Origin of the sequence: Streptococcus pantholopis (genome assembly GCF_001642085.1) — a bacterium.
GTDB classification, from domain to species: Bacteria; Bacillota; Bacilli; order Lactobacillales; family Streptococcaceae; genus Streptococcus; species Streptococcus pantholopis.
This window is the reverse complement of record NZ_CP014699.1, coordinates 1,250,003-1,274,296: the sequence shown is the minus strand read 5'-3', so window position 1 is coordinate 1,274,296 and position 24,294 is coordinate 1,250,003. Positions and strand designations below refer to the sequence as shown.

Here is a 24,294-nt window from a genome sequence, read left to right as displayed (position 1 = left end):
TTTAGAACGTATGGAATTGCAATTTTTAGGAACAGGAGCAGGACAGCCGGCTAAGATGCGCAATGTATCAAGCTTGGTGCTTAAATTATTGGATGAAATTAATGAAATCTGGATGTTTGACTGCGGCGAAGGCACGCAGCGGCAAATTTTAGAGACAGCCATAAAACCCCGTAAGATTAAAAAAATTTTTATTACCCACCTGCATGGTGATCATATCTTTGGTTTGCCGGGCTTTTTGTCAAGCCGGGCTTTTCAGGCCAATGATGAACAAACAGCTATCGATATATATGGACCTGTCGGAATTAAAAGTTATGTGACAGCCAGTTTAAAGACAGCAAAAACCCGCCTTCCTTACCGTCTTCATTTTCACGAACTGGGTGAAAAATCACTTGGAAAAATTATGGAAACTGAAAAATTTACGGTCTATGCTGAAAAATTAGATCACAGTATCTTTTGTGTCGGTTATCGGGTCATGCAAAAAGACTTGGAGGGCAGTCTGGACGCAGAAGCCTTGAAAGCAGCCGGTGTTCCTTTTGGGCCGCTTTTTGGCAAGGTGAAACAAGGACAGGACATTGTCCTAGAAGACGGCCGTAAAATTGTTGCCAGCGACTATATTTCGGCTCCTAAAAAAGGTAAGGTGATTACCATTTTAGGAGATACCCGCAAGACAAATGCCAGTGTCCGTCTGGGACTGGGAGCTGACGTTCTTGTGCACGAGTCAACCTACGGCAAAGGGGATGAAAAGCTGGCCAAGGCTCACGGGCACTCTACTAATATGCAGGCAGCGGATGTCGCTAAGGAGGCTTTTGCCAAACGCCTCCTGCTCAATCATATCAGCGCCCGTTTTCTGGCCCGCGACTGCCGCAAATTGGAAGCAGATGCCAAAACAATTTTTAAAAATACGCATTTGGTGAAGGACTTTGAAGAGGTAACGGTATGAGGATAATTGCGATAACAGGAGCGAGCGGCGGCCTGGCTCAGGCGCTTGTCTGCCAGATTCCTGCTGACGATTTCCTGATTCTTTTAGGCCGCAGCAAGGAGCGCTTGGAGACTCTGTACAAACAGAGGAAAAACTGTGTTTGCCTGGCTCTGGATATTAGAGATGATCACGCTATAGAACAGATGGTCGATTACCTTTATCAGGAATTTGGGCAGATTGATGTTTTTATCAATAATGCGGGTTTTGGTGACTTTAGGCCATTTGAATCATACAAATCTGAAGAGATTAGGGAGATGTTTGCTGTTAACACCTTTGCGACCATGGCTTTTTCGCGCCTAGTCGGCTCTAGGATGGCAGAGGCCGGCAACGGACATCTGATTAATATTGCCAGCATGGCCGGACTGATAGCAACCAGCAAGGCCAGTGTTTATTCTGCCAGTAAATTTGCTGTTATCGGTTTTTCCAATGCACTGCGTTTAGAATTAGCTGATAAGAATGTTTATGTCACAACAGTTAATCCCGGACCTGTGGCAACGAAATTTTTTGATTTTGCTGATCCCACAGGCACTTATTTAAAAAGTGTCGAAAAATATACACTGCCGGCTGCTGTTGTGGCTGAAAAAATGGTTAAGTCATTCGGGAAAAATAAGCGGGAGATCAATTTACCCTGGTTTTTAGCACTCAGCTATAAACTTTATGTCCTTTTCCCCAGAATATCAGATTTTTTAGCCAGAAAGGTGTTTAATTATAAATGATTTCAGCAAAGTACAAATGGGAAATCGCTGTTCAAGAACCTGATGCTGATTTTTTGAAGCTGGCGCAAAAAGAAAAGCTAAGCAAAGAAGCCAGCACAGTTCTTTATCGGCGAGGTATTGACAGTGCTGAAAAACTGAAGGCTTTTTTAAGCGCTGATTTGTCAGACCTTTACGACCCTTATCTGCTTTATGATATGGAAAAAAGTGTCGGACGGATTCGCCAGGCAATTGAAAAGGGAGAATCTATCCTGATTTATGGGGACTATGATGCTGACGGCATGACAGCCAGTTCTGTACTCAAAGAAGCTCTGGAAATGCTGGGAGGCGATGTTCAAGTTTATCTGCCGAACCGTTTTACAGATGGATACGGTCCCAACCAATCAGTTTATAAATATTTTATTGAGCAGGAAAAGGTTTCTCTGATTATTACAGTTGACAACGGTGTGGCTGGTCATGAGGCCCTTGCATATGCAAAGCAGCAAGGAATCGATGTCATTGTGACCGATCATCACAGTATCCCTGATGAGCTGCCGAAAGCTTATGCCATCATCCACCCGCAGCATCCCAAAAGCACCTATCCTTTTAAAGATTTGGCCGGCTGCGGTGTCGCTTTTAAATTGTCCTGTGCCTTGTTGGAATCTGTTCCGGCAGAACTTTTGGACTTAGTTGCTATAGGAACTATAGCAGATATGGTCAGCCTGACTGGTGAAAACCGTATTATGGTAAGACTGGGCCTACAGATTTTAAAGTCTGGTGAACGCTTTGGCCTGCAGGAACTCCTGCGCTTATCGCAGGCTGACAGCGGACAAGTCAATGAAGAAACAGTTGCTTTTAAATTAGCTCCTCAGCTCAATGCCCTGGGACGTTTAGATGATCCCAATCCTGCTGTAGCACTTTTAACCGGTTTCGATGAAGAAGAGGCAGAGGATTTAGCGCTTATGATTTATCAGAAAAATGAAGAACGAAAAGAGATTGTTGAGACGATTTTTCGTGAAGCGCTGCAAATGGTCGATAAAAGTCAGCCTGTTCAGGTTCTGGCTAAATCCGGCTGGCATCCCGGAGTCTTGGGTATTGTGGCCGGTCGGATAGTAGAAGAGCTAAATCAGCCGGCAATAGTCCTTAATATTGAAGACGGTATAGCTAAGGGCAGTGCCAGAAGTGTGGAGACAGTCGATATTTTTCAAGCCCTGACAGAGCATCACAATCTTTTTATGGCCTTTGGCGGCCACAGCGGTGCTACCGGCATGACCTTAGAGGCTGATAAGGTTCAGGAGCTGGCTGGTGCTTTAAGGGAATATATTGCTGCTAAAGCGATTGATCTCAGTCAAAAAAAGGCCTTACAGCTCGATGCCTCTCTTGATTTATCAGCCTTAAGCCTTGAAACAGTCACCAGTCTGACCAGATTGGCCCCCTTTGGTATGGATAATAAAAAGCCTGTTTTTCATTTGACTGATTTTTCAGTTAAACAGGCACGGACGATGGGGCAAAAGAGTCAGCATTTAAAGCTTAAAATTGCTCAAGGCAAGGAAGAGTTTGACCTTGTGGCTTTTAATAGAGGCAATCTCCTGCAGGAATTTCAGCAGGCTCAGAATTTAGAGTTGGCTGTGACCTTATCAATTAACCAATGGAACGGCCAGACCAGCCTGCAGCTTATGCTGGAGGATGCAAGAGTAGAGGGTATTCAGCTGCTGGATATTCGCTCAAATCAGACCCCGCTCCCTTCTGATGTTCCTATTTTGACTGCTGACAGCCACAGCAAAGAAGTCGTTCTGCTGGATATACCCGAAAATCCAGCAGAATTAAAAGCTCTTTTTGCAGGTAAAGAGTTTGATGTCATTTATTTTAAAAATCGCATAAAGCATCAGTACTACCTGACCGGCTACGGCACTCGGGAACAATTTGCTAAGCTTTATAAGACAATTTACCGTTTCCCTGAATTTGATATCCGCTACAAATTAAAAGAATTATCTGGCTACCTTAAAATCCCAGATATTCTTCTGGTTAAAATGATTCAGATTTTTGCGGAACTCCATTTTGTAGCCATCACAGACGGTGTGATGACTGTCAATAAGGAGGCAGAAAAACATGAAATTACTGACAGCCGTATTTATCAGGACCTAAAAAAACTTGTTAAACTTCAGGAGCTGATGGCCTTAGGAACGCCGCAGGAAATGTATGCCTTTTTAAAGGAAGATGATTAAACTGAAGAAGCAAGAAAGCTGCAGCTTTTCCTCTTTCAGGTTTTAGGTTTGTGCTGAAATTATTTGCTGAGCTGTTTCAAACCGGCCCTGCACTTTTGTTAGGGGTTATACTGAAAACAGAAAAAGACTGATTTTTTACATTAAAGATGTGTAAAAAAAGATTTCGTGCTATAATAAAGAGTAAATGATTTTTTGGCAGATGTCCTAGAAAGTAAGATAATGGATTTAGAAAATTATATTGCAACAATTAAGGATTACCCGCAAAAGGGTGTCCTTTTCCGTGATATCAGCCCTCTGATGGCTGACGGCAATGCTTACAGTTATGCTGTGCGCGAGATTGTCCAGTATGCAACGGATAAGAAAATTGACATGGTTGTGGGACCTGAAGCACGCGGTTTCATCGTCGGCTGTCCTGTTGCTTTTGAGCTAGGTATCGGTTTTGCGCCTGTTCGTAAACCCGGAAAACTCCCGCGTGAAGTGGTTTCTGCAGATTATCAGAAAGAATACGGGCTGGATACGCTGACTATGCATGCAGATGCTATTAAACCGGGACAGCGTGTCCTGATAGTTGATGACTTGCTGGCAACCGGAGGAACAGTCAAAGCGACGATTGAAATGATTGAAAAGCTGGGCGGTGTCGTGGCAGGCTGTGCTTTTTTGATTGAGCTGGATGGCTTGAATGGCCGTGAGGCGATTTCCGGTTATGACACTAAGGTTTTAATGAAATTCCCCAGCTAGGTTATAGCCTAAAGCTATATCTGACTAGAAAAATAACATAATTGAAAACTATATCGGCATATCTTATAATCTTAAGTAACAGATTATAGAAATGGAGATGCCGTTATGCCGATTAAACTTGATAGAGATTTGCCAGCGCTCGCTGCCCTACGTTCCGAAAACGTCTTTATCATGGATGATAAAAGGGCTCTTCAGCAGGATATCCGACCCATAGAGGTTGTTATTGTTAACTTAATGCCGACTAAAGAAGCGACTGAAACACAGCTTCTGCGTCTGCTGGCCAACACCCCCCTGCAAATAAATATTGATTTTCTGCATATGACCAGCCATAAGTCCAAAAACACCAAAGCGGACTATCTGACGGCTTTTTACAAAACCTTTGCCGATATTAAGCATAACTATTATGACGGCTTAATAATTACCGGCGCACCCGTAGAAACGCTGCCCTTTGAAGAGGTGGACTACTGGCAGGAACTCTGCCAGATTTTTGTCTGGGCGAAAAGGCATGTTTATTCTACCTTGCACCTGTGCTGGGGGGCGCAGGCCGGTCTTTATTATAAATACGGTCTTGATAAAGTGATGCTGAAAAAGAAATTATCCGGTATTTATCAGCAGGATGTACTGGAAGCACAGAATCCGCTAATGCGCGGGTTTGATGATGTCTTTACTGCACCGCATTCACGTTATACAGAAGTTGCAGCTGAGGAAATTGCAGCCCAGACAGATTTGGATATTTTAGCTGCCGGCAAAGAGGTCGGCTTGTCTATTTTAGCCAGCAAAGATTTGCGTGAGGTCTATAGTTTTGGCCATTTGGAGTATGACAGGGATACGCTGCAAAAAGAGTATCAGCGTGATGTGCAGGCCGGCAAACCGGCTTTTGTACCGGAACATTATTTCCCTAATGACAATCCAGAAAAAAACCCTGTCATGACTTGGAATTTAGCCGCAACTACTTTCTTTAGCAATTGGATTAATTATGCGGTCTATCAGGAAACACCTTATCGCTTAGAAGAACTGAAAAAATAATGAGAAGGAAGCAGGCTGTCTGGAATGAAAGAGGTCGATAGCCGTCAAGCTGCACTGCCCCTGTTCTTTTTCATTTTAAAGCAGGAGGGGAGAACTATGGGTTTTTCAGAATATTATAAAACGGGGAACTTAGTCTTGCCTGGGGCCTTATTATTTCATTTTAAGGATATCTTTCCCAAGGCTGATGATTTTGTGGTCTGGCAGTTTTTTTATTTGCAAAATACAAGTAAAATGGATGACTTAGCCCCCAGTCAGATTGCTTCAGCTTTAGGAAAAACAGTTGCTGAAATTAACCGCTCCATCTCTGCTTTAACCGCTCAGGAACTGCTGGATATGAAAACCATAGAGCTTGACGGAGAGATTGAGGTCATTTTTGATACTAGTCCGGCCTTTGCAAAGCTGGACAGCCTGCTGCAGGAAAATGCTGAACCGAAGAAGCAGGCTCAGCCTGTCAATGCCCTTAAAGATTTAATTCAGGACTTTGAGCGTGAATTGGGCCGGCTCCTCAGTCCCTTTGAACTAGAGGATCTGCAAAAGACGGTTGAAGAAGATAAAACAGATCCTGATCTGGTGCGGGCCGCTTTGCGGGAGGCTGTCTTCAATGGGAAAACTAATTGGAACTATATCAATGCGATTCTGCGCAATTGGCGCCGCGAAGGCCTGACAACACTCCGACAGGTCGAGGAGCATCGCCGCAAGCGTCAGGAAAACAATGAGGCGGATGTCGCTGTTTCTGATGATTTCCTGCAGGCCATGGATCTTTGGGGCGATTAGCAGGCCAGGCAGCTGTTCCTGCTTGAGGCTGGTTATTATTCGGGAGCTGTCTTTCGGATTCAAAGCAATCTGTTGACAGCTCCTTTTCATTGATTTAAGAGTCATCTGTTTAGAATGGGCTGAGGTTTTAGTCAATGCTGATTTGCAGCAGGCAGCAGGTTGAGCTGAGCTTAGAATAGATATTGGGGACTTTTTCTTATGTGCAGACAAATACATTGAATGAGGATTAAGGATGGAATTAAGGTTATCACCGCGTTTAAAAGCAGTCTCTGAGTGTGTTCCTCAGGGCAGCAGGCTTTTGGATATCGGGAGCGATCATGCCTACTTGCCAATCTTTCTGCTGCAAAATCACCAGCTTGATTTTGCAGTCGCCAGTGAGGTAGCTGCCGGGCCTTATGAAGCAGCTTTGAAAAATATGACTGAATATGGTTTAGCGGATAAGGCTGCTGTTCGTTTGGCGGACGGTTTAGCAGCTTTAGACGCTTCCGACCAGATTTCAGTTGTGTCCATTTGCGGTATGGGAGGCCGTCTCATTACCTCTATTTTGGAGGCTGGAAAGCAGAAATTAGCTCCTGTATCCCGGCTTATTTTGCAGCCCAATAATTGTGAAGATACTGTGCGCTCTTGGCTTGCAGCAAATAGTTTTCTGCTAAAAGACGAGAAACTGATCAAAGATAGTCAAAAATTTTATGAAATTTTAGTGGCTGAACCGGGGAAAATGGAACTGTCTTCACAGGATTTGCGCTTTGGTCCCATTCTCCGGCGGGAGCAGCCGGCTGTGTTTAAGGAAAAATGGCTGACCGAACTAAGAAAGCTGGAAACTGTCTTATCAGAACTTCCGGAAGAACATACTGAGCGGGCGGTTGTCAGCCAGAAAATAAAGGCTATTAAGGAGGTTGTCAATGAAAGCAAGTGATATTACAGCGTTTTATGAAGCATACTGCCCACAAGAGCTTTCTTTGGAAGGTGATATCTCAGGTTGGCAGATTGGACGACCCGATAAGGAGGTCAAAACCCTGATGCTGGCTTTGGATATTCGTGAAGCGACGGTTGCCGAGGCGATAGCTAAGAAAGTTGATTTAATTATTGTCAAACATGCACCGATTTTTAAGCCGCTGACCGATTTGACTGCCAGTCCGCGAAATCAAATCTATCTGGACTTAATCAGGCATGATATCGCTGTCTATGTCAGCCATACGAATATTGATGTGGTTCCTGACGGCCTGAATGACTGGTTTTGTGATGCACTTGGGATTTTTGATACAGATATCCTCACGCCTACTGATAAGAGCTATGGAATCGGCCGTATCGGGTCGGTTGAACCGCAGACACTGGCAGCATTAGCCAGCAAGGTCAAAAAAGCTTTTCATTTGGATGCGGTCCGTCTCATTCATTATGGCAGTGCTGAAAAACGTATTCAGCGAGTGGCTATCTGCGGCGGAAGCGGATCGGGCTTCTATCATGATGCTTTGGCAAAAGGTGCCGATGTCTACATTACCGGCGATATTTATTACCACACAGCTCAGGAAATGCTGACAAACGGTCTTTTAGCTATTGATCCGGGGCACCATATTGAAGTTCTTTTTGTAGAGAAGCTAACAGAAAAATTTCAAGCTTGGCAGCATGAAAACAGCTGGGACATTACTGTTATCGGCAGTCAGGCTGACACCAATCCATTTAGCCATATCTAGGATTTAGAATTTTTTGGGGCTAAATATTTCCTATCAGAAAGAGCAGTCCGAACCCAGAAAAGGGAGAGTGAGGGGGCCGGAAGTCTGTGTCGTTACTTAGTTACTGCCAGCCGTAAACGTCTGAAAGCTTTGTCGCCTTAACAGTCGACCGCACCTTTCTAGCCGTTCTGACAGGGGTGCGTCTGCGAAATCAGAGATTTCGGACTTACCGCCAGCCGTAAACGTCTGAAAGCTTTGTCGTCCTGCGGCCGCCCGCACCTTTCTAGTCGTTCTGGCAGGGGTGCGCCGACGAAATCAAAGATTTCTGGCTTACCGCCATTTTTGCTTTGCTCTTTAAACGGCCTTTGTATCTTGATGAATTGAACACGGCCTAAAATCCTAGTGAAAAAGATGGTTGTCATCGTGATGCAAGACATCACTTGCCATCCCCTATTTTCATACGGATTTTTAAACGGCCTTTGTATCTTGATGGAATTGAACACGGCCTAAAATCCTAGTGAAAAAGATGACTGTCAGCGTGATGCAAGACATCACTTGCCATCCCCTATTTTCATACGGATTTTTAAACGGCCTTTGTATCTTGATGGAATTGAACACGGCCTAAAATCCTAGTGAAAAAGATGGCTGTCATCGTGATGCAAGACATCACTTGCCATCCCCTATTTTCATACGGATTTTTAAACGGCCTTTGTATCTTGATGGAATTGAACACGGCCTAAAATCCTAGTGAAAAAGATGGCTGTCATCGTGATGCAAGACATCACTTGCCATCCCCTATTTTCATACGGATTTTTAAACGCCCTTTGTATCTTGATGGAATTGAACACGGCCTAAAATCCTAGTGAAAAAGATGGCTGTCATCGTGATGCCAGCATCACTTGCCATCCCCTATTTTCATACGGATTTTTAAACGGCCTTTGTATCTTGATGGAAGGAGAGAGGTTTGAAAGTTGCTGTGGTTGGTGCCGGGGCAGTCGGAGCTGCGGCTGCTTATTATCTGGCTAAAAATAAGCGTATCAGTGTGACCGTTTTTGATGAAGGGAGGGGTCAGGCTACTAAGGCAGCGGCCGGTATTATCAGCCCTTGGTTTTCCAAGCGGCGCAATCGGGCCTGGTACCGTCTGGCTCGATTGGGGGCGGATTTTTATCAGGATTTAACTGCTGATTTGCAGGCAGATGGCTATCGGGCAGATTTTTACCAGCAAACAGGTGTTTATGTCCTTAGAAAAGATGATAGCAAGCTGCAGGAACTCTATGACTTAGCGCTTTCACGCCGGGAGGAAGCTCCGCTGATAGGAAAACTAGCTTTACTGTCAAAAGCTGAGGCGGCCAAGCATTTCCCTGGTCTGCAAGGTTTTGAAAACCTGCTCTATGCCAGCGGGGGTGCCCGTGTTGATGGGGCGGGGTTGGTCAAAACCCTGCTTGAGGCCAGTCAGTCTGAAGTGATTAGAGAGAAAGTCAGCTTGGAGTTAGCCGGCAGGCAGTATAGATTAGGCGGGCAGAATTTTGATGCGGTCATTCTTGCTGCCGGAGCTTGGCTCAGTTCCATTTTGATTCCATTAGGCTATACACTTGATTTACGTCCTCAAAAAGGGGAGCTTTGCGATTATTATTTCACAGGTTTGGAGACAGCTTCCTATCCGGTGGTCATGCCAGAAGGAGAACTGGACATTATTCCTTTTCCTGCTGGTCAAATCAGTATCGGAGCGACGCATGAAAATCATAAGGGTTTTGACTTATCAGTTGATAGGGCTTTGCTGGATGATTTCCGAGTTCAGGCACAACATTACCTTCCTCACCTCAAAAAAAGCCTCTTTTTTTAACGAGAGAGTGGGGATTCGCGCTTATACGAGCGATTTTTCGCCATTTTTCGGTCCAGTACCGAATTTGGAAAATGTTTACACTGCAAGCGGTCTTGGATCAACAGGCCTGACCACAGGGCCTTTGCTTGGCTGCCAGCTGGCTCGGCTGCTTCAAGGCCAGGAACTGCTTTTGCATCCCAAGGACTACGCTGCAGAGAATTATATTGCCAAAAAGCATTGATCGTTCACTTATAAAATAAGGCTTTGCTCAAAAGAACCGGTTTTTTTAAAAGATTAGGCAGTTCATCTGTTTTTTATCTGTTTAGCGGGCCGGCTGTCAGATAGTGAGTGACAGCCTTTTTTATTTATGTTAGAATAAAGTGACAGAAATGACAAAGAGAGGAACTTTTATGAAGGGAATAATTCTTGCCGGCGGTTCAGGGACGCGTCTTTATCCGCTGACTCGTGCGGCTTCAAAGCAACTCATGCCGATTTATGATAAGCCCATGATTTACTACCCGCTCTCAACTTTGATGCTGGCTGGAATCAAGGAAATTTTGATTATTTCAACACCGCAGGACTTGCCGCGTTTTCAAGAACTGCTGCAAGACGGTTCAGAATTTGGAATTCAACTGTCCTATGCTGAACAGCCCAGTCCGGACGGTCTTGCTCAAGCCTTTATTATCGGGGAAGAATTTATCGGAGATGACCGTGTGGCTCTCATTTTGGGGGACAATATTTATTATGGGCCGGGTCTGTCACGAATGCTGCAGAAAGCAGCGGCCAAAGAAAAAGGTGCAACTGTCTTTGGTTATCAGGTTAAGGATCCTGAACGTTTTGGGGTTGTCGAATTTGATGAGAAGATGAATGCCGTTTCTATTGAAGAAAAGCCGGCAGTGCCGAAATCTAATTTTGCCGTGACGGGTCTGTATTTTTACGATAATGATGTGGTGGCTATTGCCAAAAATATCAAACCGTCGCCTCGCGGTGAGCTTGAAATTACAGATGTTAACAAAGCTTATCTGGAGCGCGGCGACTTATCAGTAGAAGTGATGGAGCGCGGTTTTGCCTGGCTGGATACGGGGACACACGAAAGTTTGCTGGAAGCATCTCAATATATTGAAACCGTTCAGCGTATGCAAAATTTGCAAGTAGCCAACCTTGAAGAGATTGCCTACCGCATGGGTTACATTACAAAGGAACAGGTTCGTGAGCTGGCACAGCCGCTTAAGAAAAATGAATACGGACAGTATCTGCTCCGCTTGATTGGAGAAGCTTAATGACAGAACAGTTTTTTGAAAAAGAATTAGCGGCCCGTCAGATTGAAGCAATTCCGGGAATGATTGAATTTGATATTCCGGTTCACGGGGACAGCCGAGGGTGGTTTAAAGAAAATTTCCAAAAGGAAAAAATGCTGCCTCTCGGTTTCCCTGAACGTTTTTTTGCAGAAGGAAAACTGCAGAATAATGTGTCCTTTTCGCGTAAAAATGTTCTGCGCGGTCTTCACGCTGAACCGTGGGACAAGTATATTTCTGTAGCTGATGACGGTAAAGTGCTGGGAGCTTGGGTTGATTTGCGTCAGGGACCGACTTTTGGCCACACCTATCAAACAGTTATTGATGCGTCCAAAGGTATTTTTGTACCGCGCGGTGTAGCCAACGGCTTTCAAGTCCTGTCCGATAACGTTGCCTATAGTTATTTGGTTAACGATTACTGGGCATTAGAGCTTAAGCCGAAGTATGCCTTTGTCAATTTTGCTGATCCAAATCTTGATATCCAATGGGAAAACTTGGAACAAGCGGAAGTGTCAGAAGCAGATAAAAATCATCCGCTCTTGAAGGATGTCAAGCCTTTGGGGGAAGAAGACCTCTAATATCCGAGTTCTTTTGGAAATGGCAGAACAGTTAAATAAGCTAGGAATCAGGCCTTTCTTACTGAGTTCTGTTGGTTTGGAAAGGCGGACTGGCCGATATTGGCAAGTACAGGACCTGGACATTCACGTTTCCAGTGCCCCAGAGATTGGCAAGCTCCAGACGAGGAGCGAATTTACCGTTTTGATGAATTCAATGTTATCATGGAAAGACTAGACTTTCAGCTAGTTGACCGCCATGAATATGAGTTTCAAAAGGATGGCCTGTCTGTTGAATTTGGTGGGATTCATCCTCCCTGAATTTGTGGAGGCGGAGTTAGAAAATTTATAAGAAATTGAAACTCAAGCTGTCTGCTATTATTTACCGACACTTGAGCAATACTTGAAAATCTCCCACGCTTCCTACCGGGCAGATAAAAAAACCACAAAGATTTTGTAAAATCGACTATTTAAAAAGACAATTACAGGAGATAACCGTGTCAGAATTTAAAAATATTATCGTAACTGGCGGGGCCGGTTTCATCGGTTCAAATTTTGTTCACTATATTTACAATAACCATCCGGACGTACATGTGACTGTCCTTGATAAACTTACTTATGCCGGCAACCGTGCCAATATTGAAGAAATCCTTGGCAACCGTGTGGAATTAGTTGTTGGTGATATTGCTGATGCTGAATTAGTTGATAAATTGGCTGCCCAAGCAGATGCGATTGTCCACTACGCAGCAGAAAGCCACAATGATAATTCCCTCAATGATCCCAGTCCTTTTATTCATACCAACTTCATCGGAACATATACGCTTTTGGAAGCCGCACGCAAATACGGTATTCGTTTCCACCATGTCTCAACTGACGAAGTCTATGGCGATTTGCCTTTGCGTGAGGACTTGCCGGGCCACGGTGACGGTCCGGGTGAAAAATTCACTGCTGAAACCAAATACAATCCTTCATCACCTTACTCTTCAACCAAGGCCGCCTCAGACCTAATTGTAAAGGCTTGGGTCCGTTCTTTTGGTGTCAAAGCTACCATTTCTAATTGTTCCAACAATTATGGGCCTTATCAGCACATTGAAAAATTCATACCGCGCCAAATTACTAATATCTTGTCCGGGATCAAGCCTAAGCTTTACGGTGAAGGAAAAAATGTCCGAGACTGGATTCATACCAATGACCATTCAACAGGGGTATGGGCCATTCTGACCAAAGGCCGTATCGGCGAAACCTATCTAATCGGTGCTGACGGGGAAAAGAATAATAAGGAAGTTCTCGAGCTTATCCTTGAAAAAATGGGTCAGCCAAAGGATGCTTACGATCATGTAACAGATCGTGCCGGACACGACCTGCGCTATGCTATCGACTCGACAAAATTACGTGAGGAACTCGGCTGGCAGCCGGCATTCACTAATTTTGAACAAGGTTTGGAAGATACCATCAAGTGGTATACAGAACATAAAGATTGGTGGCAGGCTGAAAAAGAAGCAGTTGAAGCTAACTATGCTAAAACACAGGAAGTGATTAAATAATATAAAAAACCGAGCTGTAAACTGAACTGCACCCCAAAAGTTAGACAACAAATCTAACGATTGGGGTGCTTTTTTGTATGAAATTAACTTATGGAGATAAACTCACGATTCATAAGCTAAAGAAAAGCGAACTGTTGCAGCCTCAGCTTAACCAAGCGTTTTGTTTTTTGGGTGGTCTGCTTCAGAAGACAACAAGCCTGCCCTGTTATTTTTCCTTCCAGTCATTAAAGAGAACACAGACAGCTTCCGGCACAGTGAAATCACGGCTTTTTTCAACCAGCAGTCCTGTTTTTGAATCGCGTCTAAAAACAGCGGCATTGTCCGAATCCTGATGAACAGCGATAAGATAGTCTTCGTTGGGAGACAGACAGAAATCACGCGGTGTTTGGCCGGCGCTTGAAATGATCTGCCGGTTTTCAAGTCTTCCGTCTGGCAGAATTGCAAAAACAGCAATAGAATCATGGCCACGATTGGAAACATATAAAAACCGTCCGTCTTTTGTTATTCGGATAGCCCCACAGGCATTAAAATCTTTATAATCAGCAGGCAGAGTAGAGATTGTCTGCTGTTTTTCAAATTTTCCCTGTCCGCTGTAATTAAGCACTTCAACACTGGCATTAAGTTCACAGACTAAGTAAGCAGTTTTGCCATCAGGATGAAAAGCTAAATGCCGGCTGCCAGCACCGGGGGCAGCTTGGTAATTGGCTATTTTCTCTGCCTGCCCTGAATCAGTAACGGCATAAGTTGTGACCGAGTCCGTTCCCAAATCACATGTCACTAAATAATTATCAGGCGTCAAGTCAGCAAAATGAGGATGGGGGCTGGCTTGATTTTTATGAGGCCCTGATCCGTGATGGTGTATTTTATTGGCTAAGGTCAGCTGCTCCTGATTGTTTTGCTTATAGATGAGTACTTCGCCTTTGTGATAGTTGGCGCCATAAACCAGACGGCGTCCTTTATCCACCGCAACATAGCAAAGAGCCGGCCCCTCTTCGACGACGTGATTAATGAGTTGGAAGCGACTGTCAAAATTAGCCATTCCTCCCATTCCGTTACAGCTTCCTGCACTGTAGCAGTTGCTATCAGAAAAAGCCAAATAAGTCGGATTGGTTTCTTTTGCGGCCAGCTGAAGCTTACTGAGACTGCCGTCTTTGGTATCGAAGTCAGCCCTGTAAATCCCCTGCGACTGACGCTTTGTATAGGTCCCAAAATAGATAGTTTCCATAATCGCCCTCCTATTCTTAAAGAGATTATACCATAAGATTTTGTTATAATAAAAGAATAGTAAAAACAGAACACGGCCTGAAAAACTGCGAGAGTGAGCTTATCTAGTGAGTGAGTTAGCCCGAACTTGAAAATTGGAGAATGAGAGGAATCTATAATTTGAGATTTTCCTTCTTACTTGCCAGCCGTAGCCGTCTTAAAACAGACAAAAATCCTAGCTTCCCAAATCATTGCTTGTAGTATAAACAAGACGCTAGTTATCTAGCGGCATTTTAGTCGCTTTTTCAAAGCTTTAGAATTTCTGCTAGGCTTTGAGGGGGGCGAGACATCGAATTTTACGGTCTGGGTTCTGTCTCGCTCCCTAGTCGTCTTGGCAGGGGGGCGTCTGTCAAATCAAAGATTTCTGGCTTACCGCCAGCCGTAGACGTCTGAAGGCTTTGTCGTCCTGCGGCCGATCGCACCCTTCTAGTCGTCTTGGCAGAGGTGCGTCTGTCAAATCAAAGATTTCGGACTTACCGTCATTTTTGCTTTGCTCTTTAAACGGGCTTTGTATCTTGTGAATTGAACACGCCCTAAAATCCTAGTGAAAAAGATGGCTGTCAGCGTGATGCCAGCATCACTTGCCATCCCCTATTTTCATACGGATTTTTTCACGGGCTTTGTATCTTGTGAATTGAACACGCCCTAAAATCCTAGTGAAAAAGATGGCTGTCAGCGTGATGCCAGCATCACTTGCCATCCCCTATTTTCATACGGATTTTTTCACGGGCTTTGTATCTTGTGAATTGAACACGCCCTAAAATCCTAGTGAAAAAGATGGCTGTCAGCGTGATGCCAGCATCACTTGCCATCCCCTATTTTCATACGGATTTTTTCACGGGCTTTGTATCTTGGTAGAACTGAACACGGGCTAAGCTCTTTGCAAAAAAGATAGCCCTCCCTTGAGTCTATAGTGACTCAGCGGTCAGGCTCCTATTTTTGCTGTGAGCTTGAACGCCCTTTGTATCTTGGTGTTAGGGGGATGTGAATGACAAAGTTGGCAACGATTTGTTATATTGATAATGGCAGGGAGCTTTTACTGCTTCATCGCAATAAAAAAGAAAATGATGTCCATGCGGGGAAATGGATTTCTGTCGGAGGAAAGTTGGAGCAGGGGGAGACGCCTGATGAATGTGCTAAACGGGAAATTCTGGAAGAAACTCACTTGCTGGTCAAACAGATGGATTTCAAGGGAGTTGTAACTTTTCCTGAGTTTACTCCGGGTCATGACTGGTACACCTATGTGTTTAAGGTGACGGATTTTACAGGGGATTTGATTGCTGATGAAGACTCTCGGGAAGGGACTCTTGAGTGGGTTCCCTATGATCAGGTTTTAACTAAGCCAACCTGGGAAGGCGATTACGAGCTTTTTAAATGGATTTTGGATGATGTTCCCTTCTTTTCAGCTAAATTTACCTACAATCAAAAACAGCAGTTAATCGATCGTTCTGTCACTTTTTATGATCGCTAGTTATTCTTAGCGTCAGCCGTATTTGTTTTGCTGTATAGAATGGCTGCTAATTTTAAATGTTTATTCATCAGTCCAAACAGGCAAAAATGGTATAATATTTGAACAGGACTGTGTTTTAGATTTTAGTCTGTTAGGATGGCTGTCAGTCAGCCTAAAATTTTGAGAAGTGACTGTTCCTCGTATTTAAGGAGTTTCTATGAATCATTCAAATCCTAAAAAATTTACAGATAGCTGGTTTTTTAAGTGGTTTTTAAATAATCAAGCCGTTATTGTGACTTTGATTACCCTACTCGTTTTTCTGACTCTTTACGTTTTTACAAAAATTTCTTTTCTTTTTATTCCGGTTTTGTCATTTGGTGCTGTTTTGCTTTTGCCAGTAGTTATCTCGACTTTGCTTTACTATCTGACCAAACCGATGGTTGATTTTCTGGAAGCCAGGGGAATAGGCAGGACCAGTTCTATTTTTATCGTATTCGCTGCTATTGTGGCCCTCATCACCTGGGGCGTATCAGGATTTCTGCCGACTGTCCGGGACCAGCTGCTGTCTTTTGTCGAAAATTTACCGGATTATGTTGAAACTGTAAATAAAGAAGCCAATAAGCTGCTGGAAAATCCCTGGCTGCGCAATTATCAGGCAGAGCTGGAGGAGATGCTCAGCAACATCAGCAGCAAGGCGATTGATTATGCAGAAAGCTTTTCAAGAAATGCCTTAGACTGGGCCAGCAATTTTGCCAGTACAATTGCCCGAGTTACAGTAGCTATCATAATTTCACCTTTTATCCTCTTTTATTTTCTCAGAGACAGCAAGAAGATGAAGGAAGGGCTGCTAAAAGCGCTGCCGACAAAAACCCGCCAGCCGATTTCCCGTGTTATGGGAGATATCAATAAGCAGTTGTCAGGCTATGTGCAGGGTCAGGTTACTGTAGCAGTTGTTGTGGGGCTGATGTTTTCTGTCATGTTCAGTTTAGTTGGTCTGCGCTATCCGCTTACTTTTGGGATAATCGCCGGTCTTTTAAATATGATTCCTTATTTAGGAAGTTTTCTGGCTATGATTCCAGTAGTGATAATGGCAATGGTTCAGGGACCTTTGATGCTGATTAAAGCTTTGCTGGTTTTTGTGGTTGAGCAGACTATTGAGGGGCGATTTGTGACACCTCTGGTTATCGGCAGCAAATTAAATATTCATCCCATTACGATTATGTTTATTTTACTGACAGCAGGTTCCATGTTCGGGGTTTGGGGTGTTTTCTTAGGTATTCCAATTTATGCTTCGTTAAAGGTAGTAATCAAAGAGATTTTTGACTGGTATAAGTCAATCAGCGGTTTGTATACTGATGAAGCGGCCAATAAGGAGGACAGTGACGGATAAGATGTTAAACAGTGAAAAAGTACTTGCTGCTATTGAACAGCAAAATCTGCTAGAAGCTGATAATTATTTACAAAAAGCTTTAAAAGAAGACAGTTCAGCTGTTTTGCTTGAATTAGCTGCATATTTGGAGAGCATTGGTTTTTTACCGCAGGCAAAGCAGATTTACCTGCAGATCAAGGACGATTATCCTGAAAGCTATCTGAATCTGGCTCAAATTGCTGCTGAAGATGGTGATATCGAAGATGCTTTTCTATATGTAGAGGCAATCCAGCCTCACAGCGAATACTATGTCAATGCCCTCTTGGTTAAGGCTGATCTTTACGATATGGAAGGCCTGACAGAAGTCGCAAGAGAAAAACTTTTAGAGGCGAGAAGTCTGAGTCAGGAACCCTTAGTTGTCTTGGCTTTAGCAGAAATTGAATTTAAATTAGGAAATTACCAGCAGGCTATTCAAGAGTATGCGAAATTGGACAACCGTGACACGCTTGCCGAAACAGGCCTTTCTACCTATCAGCGTATTGGCCGTTCTTATGCGCATTTAGGCAAATTTGAGGCTGCTGTTGAATTTTTAGAAAAAGCGCTGGAGATTGACTACGATGACCAGACAGCTTTTGAGCTGGCCTCTATCCTTTATGAAGAATCCGACTATCAAAAGGCAAGTCTTTATTTTAAGCAGCTGGATACGATGAATCCCGATTTTGAGGGCTATGAATATCGCTATGCTCTTTCTCTTCATGCTGAACATAAAACGGCAGAAGCGCTCCGGATTATCCAGCAGGGTCTAGCTAAAAACCAGTTTGATGAAGAACTTTTATTGGCGGCCTCTCAATTTTCTTATGAACTGCATGAGCCGTCTCAGGCAGAAAGCTACTTGTTAAAAGCAAAAGAAGTAGCAGAAGATCAAGAAGAAGTTTTGCTGCGTTTGACTAATCTCTATCTCGAGGAAGAGCGTTTCGCAGAAATAATTGCTCTTGCCTCAGATCAGGATATTGTCAGTGTGTTAACCAGATGGAATCTTGCCAAGGCCTACCATGCTTTAGAAGAGCTTGAACAGGCACTGGCTGTTTATCAGGATTTAGCCAGAGACTTAGGGGATAATCCAGAATTTCTGCAGGATTATATTGATCTGCTGAAAGAGTGCGGCCAGCAAGAGCAGGCAGCAAACTATGCTAAACGTTATTTAGAGCTGGTTCCTGATGATGTTAATATGGCTCGGTTTTTAGATGATGAATTTCTCTGACAGGAATTGCCTTGGGGACAGCAGTTATTATAAAAGGCTAAGAAAATAGTGGATTTCATTTTGAAAGACAGCTCCAAAGCCGCTTTTTATTAAACTGTGATATAATGAATTTAGCCTTGTTGTAAAGAAGGGATGAAGAATGTCGGAAGAAAATATGGATTATGGTGCTGATTTGATTGTAGACAGCCTTCTTAATCATAATGTCAAGTATGTCTTTGGTATTCCGGGTGCTAAGATTGACCGTGTCTTTGATACTCTTAAGGATAAGGGTCCGGAGCTGATTGTTGCCCGGCATGAACAAAATGCTGTTTTTATGGCGCAAGGAATCGGACGTATTACAGGAGAGCCTGGACTAGTTCTGGTTACCAGCGGGCCGGGGATTGCTAATCTAGCAACAGGTCTCGTCACTGCAACTGATGAGGGTGATCCGGTTCTTGCTATCGGCGGTCAGGTTAAGCGCAGCGACCTCCTTAAGCGGTCTCACCAGTCTATGAACAATGTGGCCATGCTTGAGCCCATAACAAAATACGCTGCTGAAGTGCATGATGCCGATACCTTATCGGAAACCATTGCCAATGCCTACCGTATAGCAAAAGCAGGCAAACCCGGAGCCAGTTTCATTTCAGTTCCGCAGGATGTAACAGACAGCCAGGTGACCGTTAAGGCTATCAAACCGTTAACGGATCCGCAGCTGGGGTCAGCTTCGGTAGCTGATATCAATTATTTAGCTCAGGCGATCCGCAATTCTGTTTTACCGGTTTTACTGCTGGGTAACGGTGCTTCTTCAGCAAATGTCACAGCGGCCATCCGGGGTCTGCTGACTGCGGTTAAACTCCCGGTTGTTGAAACCTTTCAGGGGGCCGGAATTGTCTCACGGGATTTGGAAGCCGATACCTTTTTTGGCCGTGTGGGTCTGTTTCGCAACCAGCCCGGTGATATGCTGCTGAAAAAAGCTGATTTAGTGATAGCTATCGGTTATGATCCGATTGAATATGAAGCCCGCAACTGGAATGCTGAAATTTCGGCCCGCATCATTGTAATAGATGTTGCCCAAGCTGAGATTGATACCTACTTTCAGCCTGAACGCGAGCTGATTGGCAGTATTGAAGATACATTGGATTTGCTTCTTCCTGCAGTATCCGGCTACCAGCTGCCTGAAGGTTCAATAGCCTATCTCAAGGGTTTGAGAGACAATGTTGTCGATGACGTGAAATTTCATCGCTCTTCTAAAGAGAATCTAGTCCATCCGCTTGATGTCATTGAAGTATTGCAGACTCATACCGATGATACTATGACGGTAACAGTTGATGTTGGCAGCCACTATATCTGGATGGCCCGCTATTTTAAATCCTATGAGTCGCGCCACCTCCTTTTTTCTAATGGGATGCAGACCTTAGGTGTGGCTCTTCCTTGGGCCATAGCAGCGGCCTTAGTCCGCCCTAATACCAAAGTTATATCCGTATCCGGAGACGGTGGCTTTCTCTTTTCAGCCCAAGAACTGGAAACAGCTGTTCGGCTGCAGCTGCCGATTATTCATATCATTTGGAATGATGGCAGTTATAATATGGTGGCCTTTCAGGAAGAAATGAAATACGGCCGGTCATCAGGGGTTGATTTGGGTTCGGTTGATTTTGTTAAATATGCAGAAAGTTTCGGTGCCAAAGGCTACCGTGCTAAGAGCAAAAAGGATTTTGAGGAGCTGTTCAGGCAGGCCCTCAGCGATTCGAAAAGCGGTCCGGTTTTAATTGATGTCCCGATTGACTACAAGGATAATATCAAGCTGGGAGAAACGATTCTGCCTGATGAATTTTACTGAATCCAGCGAAATTTTTATATTGAGACGCCCTTTGTATCTTGTTGATTGAACACGCCCTAAACGCTGCGGGAAAAAGATATCCTGACTTAGAATCTGGTGATTCGTCAGTCAGTCTCCTATTTTCCTTTTGCGTTCTTAACGGGCTTTGTATCTTGTTAATTGAACATGGCCTAAAAACCTAGTGAAAAAGAGCATGCTCTGCTTAGCTATTTCATTTCATGAGAGCGGCAGATGTCTGAAGGCTTTGCAGTCTTGACAGTCTGCCGCAGCTTTCTAGCTTACCATCATTTTCCTTTGTGGTTTATACAGGCTTTGTATTTTTGTGTGGTGACTTTATGGTTGAAGCGATTAAATTATTTCAGTACAATACCCTAGGAGCTTTGATGGCTGGTTTGTACGGCGGCACTCTGACTATCGGCGAGCTGCTGGAGCATGGGGATTTAGGGATTGGGACTCTGGACTCAATCGATGGTGAATTGATTGTCCTTGATGGTAAGGCCTATCAGGCTAAGGGGTCTGATGGTGTGCCTAAGGTTGTCGAGCTGTCAAACGAGGTGACGGTTCCTTATGCAGCGGTTGTTCCGCATAAGGCAGAGGTCATCTTTCGTCAGCGCTTTGCTATGACGGCGAAAGAGCTTGAGAAACGGATTGAATCTTACTATGATGGGGTCAATCTTTTTCGCTCGATAAAGATAAAGGGTGACTTCGCTAAAATGCATGTTCGGATGATTCCCAAATCTGCTCCTGATACGAAGTTTGCTGAGGTAGCAACCCATCAGCCCGAGTATACACGGGAAAATTTGTCAGGGACGATTGTCGGTTTTTGGACACCGGAAATGTTTCATGGTGTCAGTGTTGCCGGGTATCACCTGCACTTTATTTCAGATGATTTCAGTTTTGGTGGCCATGTCATTGATTTTGTGATTTCTGAAGGAACGGTTGAAGTAGGGGCAGTTGATCAGCTGGATCAGCGTTTTCCTGTTCAGGACCGTAAATACCTTTTTGCTAAACTGAATATGGATGAATTAAAAGAGGACATTGATAAATCAGAATAATGTTTTTGGCTGGCTTGATTTCTTTTTGAAACAAATCCTCATATTGCCAACTAAAACACCGGTCTAACTGCTTTTCAAAAAAGCAGTTAGACCGGTGTTTTACTAGTTTTAGCTGTCGAATTTCAGCTTCATTTTAGCAATTTTATCCTGATTAGGTGTGACCCGCAGTGTTTTCTGTCCGGTATAGGTGACAAAACCTGGCCGACTGCCGGCCGGCTTCTTGAGTTTTTTGGCTTCAATCATATCGACTGGCACAAGATTGGACAGTCTGGCTTTGGAAAAATAAGCCGCCAGTTCCGCTGCATCGGTTTTAACCTGATCGCTGGGCTGTAAGTTATTTTTAATAAGGACATGGCTCCCCGGAATATCTTTGGCATGAAACCAAAGCTCCCCTTTTTTAGCTATTTTAAAGGTCAACTCATCATTTTGCAGATTATTCCGGCCGACCATAATGACTGTTTGGCCGTCAGAAGCTAAGTACTGTTCAGGTTTTTTCCGCTTCTGCTGCTTAGCTGCCCGCCGTTTTTTGATAAAGCCGGTTTGTGCCAACTCTGTTTCAATATCTGCAATATCATTTAGAGATGCCTGATTAAGAGCTGTTTCCACACTTTCGAGGTAGGTTATAGTGTCCTTAGTCTGCTGGATCACACCCTTTAAATGCTTGACAGCTTCTTTTAATTTTTGATATTTCTTGAAGTAACGCTGAGCATTTTGGCTGGGTGACAGGGCTTTATTCAAAGCAATTCTGATTTTCTCATTTGTATAATAATTATCCAGCTCAACATAATCCTGATTGTTTGGAACCTGACCGAGATAGGTTGTCAGCAGCTCCCCTTTCTGCCGGTAGCTTTCTGCTTCATTGGTTGTAGCCAGTTCTTTTTGCTGTTTAAGAAGTTTTTTCTTATTTTTATCTTTTTCATTTTGGACGCGGTGAATGAGCTCTCCAGCTCGTTTTGCTACTCGGTCCCGTTCTGCTTTTTCCTGATAAAAATAATCCAGCAGCTCACCAAGACTGGTAAAAGTCTGGTTTGAGTCAGTAAAAAGAACGGCAGAAAAGCCTTTTTTAGTCAGATTAGGAACTAAACTACGCTGAAAAAAGGCATGAAATGTTTTCAGCTTATCAGTTGTGAGGGAGGCTGACAATTCCTCAGCTGTGTCACGTCCCAAACCCTGAAAAAGCTTTTGCAGATTTTTAGCAGTTAGGTCCTCTGTCTGCAGAATTTCAAATAGCTTTTCATCGGAAATAGCATAAGGATTGAACTGATTAGATTTTGGCGGTGCAATGTATGCTGAACCGGGCAGAATTGTCCGGTAGCTGTTTTGAGAGAAACCGACATGCTTGATGGATTCAATGATTTTATTCTGGCCTTTATCAACCAGAATGATGTTACTATGCTTGCCCATAATTTCAGCAATAAGCGTTGTTTTGCTGGCATCTCCGATTTCATTTTTATTTGAAACAGTGATTTCTAATATACGGTCATTCTCAATTTGCTCAATCCGTTCAATAACCGCTCCCTGCAGATATTTTCTCATAATCATGGTGTAAGTATTGGGAGTCTGGGGATTTTGAAAATCTGTCTGAGTGATTTGAATACGCCCAAATACCGAGTGAGCAGACAGAAGAAGCTTGTAATTTTGCCGTTTATTGCGGATAGTTAAGACAAGCTCCCGGTCGAAAGGCTGGTTAACCTTTTGGATACGGCCGTTAAGGAGCTGCTCCTGTAATTCCTTTGTTAGATGATGTAAAAAAAAGCCGTCAAAAGACATAATTAGGGCACCAAAAATATGGCGAAAGCTCTTGTGAAAAGCTATCTGTCCTGACTGACAAAAAGTGACGACAATCAGGCCTGACCATCTTTCCTCTCTAAAATTTAGCTGGTCTTATTATATCATAAGACCAGCCAAAATACTTATTTAGCTGTCTTTAGTCCGATTTTTAGAAACATTTGAAAAACCGCTTGCAATTTTCAGAATTTAGGATATAATAATAAAAAAGGCAGAAAGGAAGACTAAGGCGATGGCGATTCAAACGTTAACAGCGTGGCAAAGTTGGCATAGGTAAGCTTGTATTTATGTAACAGCATAGATACAGCTTTTAGAATACATTCTAAATGGTATCTATGCGCTTTGAGTCTTAGTCTGAAAACAGAAGCGCGTGGTGAGATTTTCTTACTGAGCGCTTTTCTTTTTGGCAAAGACTTGTTCTTGTTGAAAAAAGAAACAGAAGCCGGAGGGAGCAAGGCTGAAGGACAGCTGCTGCGGATTCTGCCTACCCCGGGCAGCAAATCTTTCTCTGCCTGCTTAGCAAAATCTGAGATCTGCAGAGTAGGTTAGAAACAATTTGAAAGTTAGAAACTTTTATTGCCCTCTTCTAGTCGTCTTGGCAGAGGTGCGTCTGCGAAATCAAAGATTTCGGACTTACCGCCAGCCGTAAACGTCTGAAAGCTTTATCGTCCTGCGGCCGACCGCACCCTTCTAGTCGTCTTGGCAGAGGTGCGTCTGCGAAATCAAAGATTTCGGACTTACCGCCAGCCGTAAACGTCTGAAAGCTTTGTTGTCTTAACAGTCGACCGCAGCTTTCTAGTCGTTCTGGCAGGGGTGCGCCTACGAAATCATAGATTTCTGGCTTACCGCCTTTTTGCTTTGCTCTTTTAACGGGCTTTGTATCTTGATGAATTGAACACGCCCTAAAATCCTAGTGAAAAAGATGGCTGTCAGCGTGATGCTTAGGCATCACTTGCCATCCCCTATTTTCATA

At 43.8% G+C, this 24,294-nt stretch carries 21 protein-coding genes and 2 pseudogenes; 18 read left to right on the top strand and 5 right to left on the bottom strand.

All coding sequences use genetic code 11. The features are described 5' to 3' along the window. Window positions 1-10: 10 nt before the first annotated feature. From rnz to rfbB, 13 genes and pseudogenes are all read left to right on the top strand, one after another. On the top strand, window positions 11-940 hold the full coding sequence (rnz, locus tag A0O21_RS05915; protein WP_067062765.1) for a ribonuclease Z: 930 nt from the start codon (window positions 11-13) through the stop codon (window positions 938-940). Beyond that, on the top strand, window positions 937-1,695 hold the full coding sequence (locus tag A0O21_RS05910; protein ID WP_067062762.1) for an SDR family NAD(P)-dependent oxidoreductase: 759 nt from the start codon (window positions 937-939) through the stop codon (window positions 1,693-1,695). Before rnz ends, A0O21_RS05910 begins: the two co-directional genes overlap by 4 nt. Continuing rightward, window positions 1,692-3,896, top strand: coding sequence for a single-stranded-DNA-specific exonuclease RecJ (gene recJ / locus A0O21_RS05905; protein ID WP_067062758.1), 2,205 nt, complete (start codon window positions 1,692-1,694; stop codon window positions 3,894-3,896). The genes A0O21_RS05910 and recJ overlap by 4 nt, the downstream gene beginning before the upstream one ends. A 219-nt stretch (window positions 3,897-4,115) precedes the next feature. Next, entirely contained in the window at window positions 4,116-4,634 is a 519-nt protein-coding gene (locus tag A0O21_RS05900) for an adenine phosphoribosyltransferase (RefSeq protein ID WP_067065177.1), read from the top strand. A gap of 105 nt (window positions 4,635-4,739) precedes the next feature. Beyond that, window positions 4,740-5,660 (top strand): homoserine O-acetyltransferase MetA, encoded by a 921-nt coding sequence (gene metA, locus A0O21_RS05895; protein WP_067062755.1) that lies wholly within the window; start codon window positions 4,740-4,742, stop codon window positions 5,658-5,660. 96 nt (window positions 5,661-5,756) lie between these two features. Further along, entirely contained in the window at window positions 5,757-6,434 is a 678-nt protein-coding gene (locus A0O21_RS05890; RefSeq protein WP_067065176.1) for a DnaD domain-containing protein, read from the top strand. A gap of 232 nt (window positions 6,435-6,666) precedes the next feature. Further along, window positions 6,667-7,350 (top strand): tRNA (adenine(22)-N(1))-methyltransferase, encoded by a 684-nt coding sequence (locus A0O21_RS05885; RefSeq protein ID WP_067062752.1) that lies wholly within the window; start codon window positions 6,667-6,669, stop codon window positions 7,348-7,350. After that, on the top strand, window positions 7,337-8,125 hold the full coding sequence (locus A0O21_RS05880) for a Nif3-like dinuclear metal center hexameric protein (RefSeq protein ID WP_067062750.1): 789 nt from the start codon (window positions 7,337-7,339) through the stop codon (window positions 8,123-8,125). Before A0O21_RS05885 ends, A0O21_RS05880 begins: the two co-directional genes overlap by 14 nt. Window positions 8,126-9,068: 943 nt before the next feature. Continuing rightward, window positions 9,069-10,167: pseudogene (locus A0O21_RS05870) on the top strand (NAD(P)/FAD-dependent oxidoreductase). A 169-nt stretch (window positions 10,168-10,336) separates the two neighbouring features. Further along, a complete protein-coding gene (gene rfbA / locus A0O21_RS05865; RefSeq protein ID WP_067062744.1) occupies window positions 10,337-11,206 on the top strand; it encodes a glucose-1-phosphate thymidylyltransferase RfbA in 870 nt (289 codons plus the stop codon). Then, on the top strand, window positions 11,206-11,799 hold the full coding sequence (locus tag A0O21_RS05860; RefSeq protein WP_067062742.1) for a dTDP-4-dehydrorhamnose 3,5-epimerase family protein: 594 nt from the start codon (window positions 11,206-11,208) through the stop codon (window positions 11,797-11,799). Before rfbA ends, A0O21_RS05860 begins: the two co-directional genes overlap by 1 nt. Further along, window positions 11,768-12,263, top strand: a pseudogene (locus A0O21_RS11045) (phosphoribosylanthranilate isomerase); the annotation flags it as partial. The gene A0O21_RS05860 and the pseudogene A0O21_RS11045, both read left to right, overlap by 32 nt. Before the next feature lie 9 nt (window positions 12,264-12,272). Continuing rightward, the gene (gene rfbB / locus A0O21_RS05850; RefSeq protein ID WP_067062737.1) at window positions 12,273-13,319 is read left to right on the top strand and encodes a dTDP-glucose 4,6-dehydratase; all 1,047 of its coding nucleotides are present in this window, start codon (window positions 12,273-12,275) and stop codon (window positions 13,317-13,319) included. A 205-nt stretch (window positions 13,320-13,524) separates the two neighbouring features. On the opposite strand, the gene A0O21_RS05845 is transcribed toward rfbB, so the two are convergent. The 4 genes from A0O21_RS05845 to A0O21_RS11070 form a co-directional block, all read right to left on the bottom strand. Continuing rightward, window positions 13,525-14,544 carry a lactonase family protein gene (locus A0O21_RS05845; protein ID WP_173644630.1) on the bottom strand — a complete coding sequence of 340 codons (1,020 nt, stop codon included), beginning with the start codon at window positions 14,542-14,544 and terminating at the stop codon, window positions 13,525-13,527. Between the two features lie 491 nt (window positions 14,545-15,035). Next, entirely contained in the window at window positions 15,036-15,170 is a 135-nt protein-coding gene (locus tag A0O21_RS11080; RefSeq protein WP_257722073.1) for a hypothetical protein, read from the bottom strand. Further along, the gene (locus A0O21_RS11075) at window positions 15,160-15,282 is read right to left on the bottom strand and encodes a hypothetical protein (protein WP_257722072.1); all 123 of its coding nucleotides are present in this window, start codon (window positions 15,280-15,282) and stop codon (window positions 15,160-15,162) included. Before A0O21_RS11075 ends, A0O21_RS11080 begins: the two co-directional genes overlap by 11 nt. Further along, window positions 15,272-15,394 (bottom strand): hypothetical protein, encoded by a 123-nt coding sequence (locus tag A0O21_RS11070; protein WP_257722072.1) that lies wholly within the window; start codon window positions 15,392-15,394, stop codon window positions 15,272-15,274. The genes A0O21_RS11075 and A0O21_RS11070 overlap by 11 nt, the downstream gene beginning before the upstream one ends. 176 nt (window positions 15,395-15,570) lie before the next feature. On the opposite strand from A0O21_RS11070, the gene A0O21_RS05840 reads away from it, so the two are divergent. From A0O21_RS05840 to budA, 5 genes are all read left to right on the top strand, one after another. Continuing rightward, window positions 15,571-16,053 (top strand): NUDIX hydrolase, encoded by a 483-nt coding sequence (locus tag A0O21_RS05840; protein WP_067062731.1) that lies wholly within the window; start codon window positions 15,571-15,573, stop codon window positions 16,051-16,053. Between the two features lie 196 nt (window positions 16,054-16,249). Then, window positions 16,250-17,422 carry an AI-2E family transporter gene (locus A0O21_RS05835; protein ID WP_067062728.1) on the top strand — a complete coding sequence of 391 codons (1,173 nt, stop codon included), beginning with the start codon at window positions 16,250-16,252 and terminating at the stop codon, window positions 17,420-17,422. Window position 17,423: 1 nt separating this feature from the next. Next, a complete protein-coding gene (locus A0O21_RS05830) occupies window positions 17,424-18,662 on the top strand; it encodes a tetratricopeptide repeat protein (protein ID WP_067062726.1) in 1,239 nt (412 codons plus the stop codon). A 139-nt stretch (window positions 18,663-18,801) separates the two neighbouring features. After that, complete coding sequence (alsS, locus tag A0O21_RS05825) at window positions 18,802-20,478, top strand: acetolactate synthase AlsS (protein WP_067062723.1); 1,677 nt, start codon at window positions 18,802-18,804, stop codon at window positions 20,476-20,478. A gap of 335 nt (window positions 20,479-20,813) precedes the next feature. Beyond that, window positions 20,814-21,533, top strand: a complete 720-nt coding sequence (gene budA, locus A0O21_RS05820) for an acetolactate decarboxylase (RefSeq protein ID WP_067062720.1) — start codon at window positions 20,814-20,816, stop codon at window positions 21,531-21,533. A 108-nt stretch (window positions 21,534-21,641) separates the two neighbouring features. On the opposite strand, the gene A0O21_RS05815 is transcribed toward budA, so the two are convergent. After that, entirely contained in the window at window positions 21,642-23,303 is a 1,662-nt protein-coding gene (locus A0O21_RS05815; protein ID WP_067062718.1) for an Rqc2 family fibronectin-binding protein, read from the bottom strand. Window positions 23,304-24,294 lie beyond the last annotated feature (991 nt).

What these genes read in the sequence shown, in the direction of transcription:
- rnz (WP_067062765.1), top strand. Translation starts at nt 11, where the DNA reads ATGGAATTGCAATTTTTAGGAACAGGAGCAGGACAGCCGGCTAAGATG.
- A0O21_RS05910 (WP_067062762.1), top strand. Translation starts at nt 937, where the DNA reads ATGAGGATAATTGCGATAACAGGAGCGAGCGGCGGCCTGGCTCAGGCG.
- recJ (WP_067062758.1), top strand. Translation starts at nt 1,692, where the DNA reads ATGATTTCAGCAAAGTACAAATGGGAAATCGCTGTTCAAGAACCTGAT.
- A0O21_RS05900 (WP_067065177.1), top strand. Translation starts at nt 4,116, where the DNA reads ATGGATTTAGAAAATTATATTGCAACAATTAAGGATTACCCGCAAAAG.
- metA (WP_067062755.1), top strand. Translation starts at nt 4,740, where the DNA reads ATGCCGATTAAACTTGATAGAGATTTGCCAGCGCTCGCTGCCCTACGT.
- A0O21_RS05890 (WP_067065176.1), top strand. Translation starts at nt 5,757, where the DNA reads ATGGGTTTTTCAGAATATTATAAAACGGGGAACTTAGTCTTGCCTGGG.
- A0O21_RS05885 (WP_067062752.1), top strand. Translation starts at nt 6,667, where the DNA reads ATGGAATTAAGGTTATCACCGCGTTTAAAAGCAGTCTCTGAGTGTGTT.
- A0O21_RS05880 (WP_067062750.1), top strand. Translation starts at nt 7,337, where the DNA reads ATGAAAGCAAGTGATATTACAGCGTTTTATGAAGCATACTGCCCACAA.
- rfbA (WP_067062744.1), top strand. Translation starts at nt 10,337, where the DNA reads ATGAAGGGAATAATTCTTGCCGGCGGTTCAGGGACGCGTCTTTATCCG.
- A0O21_RS05860 (WP_067062742.1), top strand. Translation starts at nt 11,206, where the DNA reads ATGACAGAACAGTTTTTTGAAAAAGAATTAGCGGCCCGTCAGATTGAA.
- A0O21_RS05845 (WP_173644630.1), bottom strand. Translation starts at nt 14,544, where the DNA reads ATGGAAACTATCTATTTTGGGACCTATACAAAGCGTCAGTCGCAGGGG.
- A0O21_RS11080 (WP_257722073.1), bottom strand. Translation starts at nt 15,170, where the DNA reads ATGGCAAGTGATGCTGGCATCACGCTGACAGCCATCTTTTTCACTAGG.
- A0O21_RS11075 (WP_257722072.1), bottom strand. Translation starts at nt 15,282, where the DNA reads ATGGCAAGTGATGCTGGCATCACGCTGACAGCCATCTTTTTCACTAGG.
- A0O21_RS11070 (WP_257722072.1), bottom strand. Translation starts at nt 15,394, where the DNA reads ATGGCAAGTGATGCTGGCATCACGCTGACAGCCATCTTTTTCACTAGG.
- A0O21_RS05840 (WP_067062731.1), top strand. Translation starts at nt 15,571, where the DNA reads ATGACAAAGTTGGCAACGATTTGTTATATTGATAATGGCAGGGAGCTT.
- A0O21_RS05835 (WP_067062728.1), top strand. Translation starts at nt 16,250, where the DNA reads ATGAATCATTCAAATCCTAAAAAATTTACAGATAGCTGGTTTTTTAAG.
- A0O21_RS05830 (WP_067062726.1), top strand. Translation starts at nt 17,424, where the DNA reads ATGTTAAACAGTGAAAAAGTACTTGCTGCTATTGAACAGCAAAATCTG.
- alsS (WP_067062723.1), top strand. Translation starts at nt 18,802, where the DNA reads ATGTCGGAAGAAAATATGGATTATGGTGCTGATTTGATTGTAGACAGC.
- budA (WP_067062720.1), top strand. Translation starts at nt 20,814, where the DNA reads ATGGTTGAAGCGATTAAATTATTTCAGTACAATACCCTAGGAGCTTTG.
- A0O21_RS05815 (WP_067062718.1), bottom strand. Translation starts at nt 23,303, where the DNA reads ATGTCTTTTGACGGCTTTTTTTTACATCATCTAACAAAGGAATTACAG.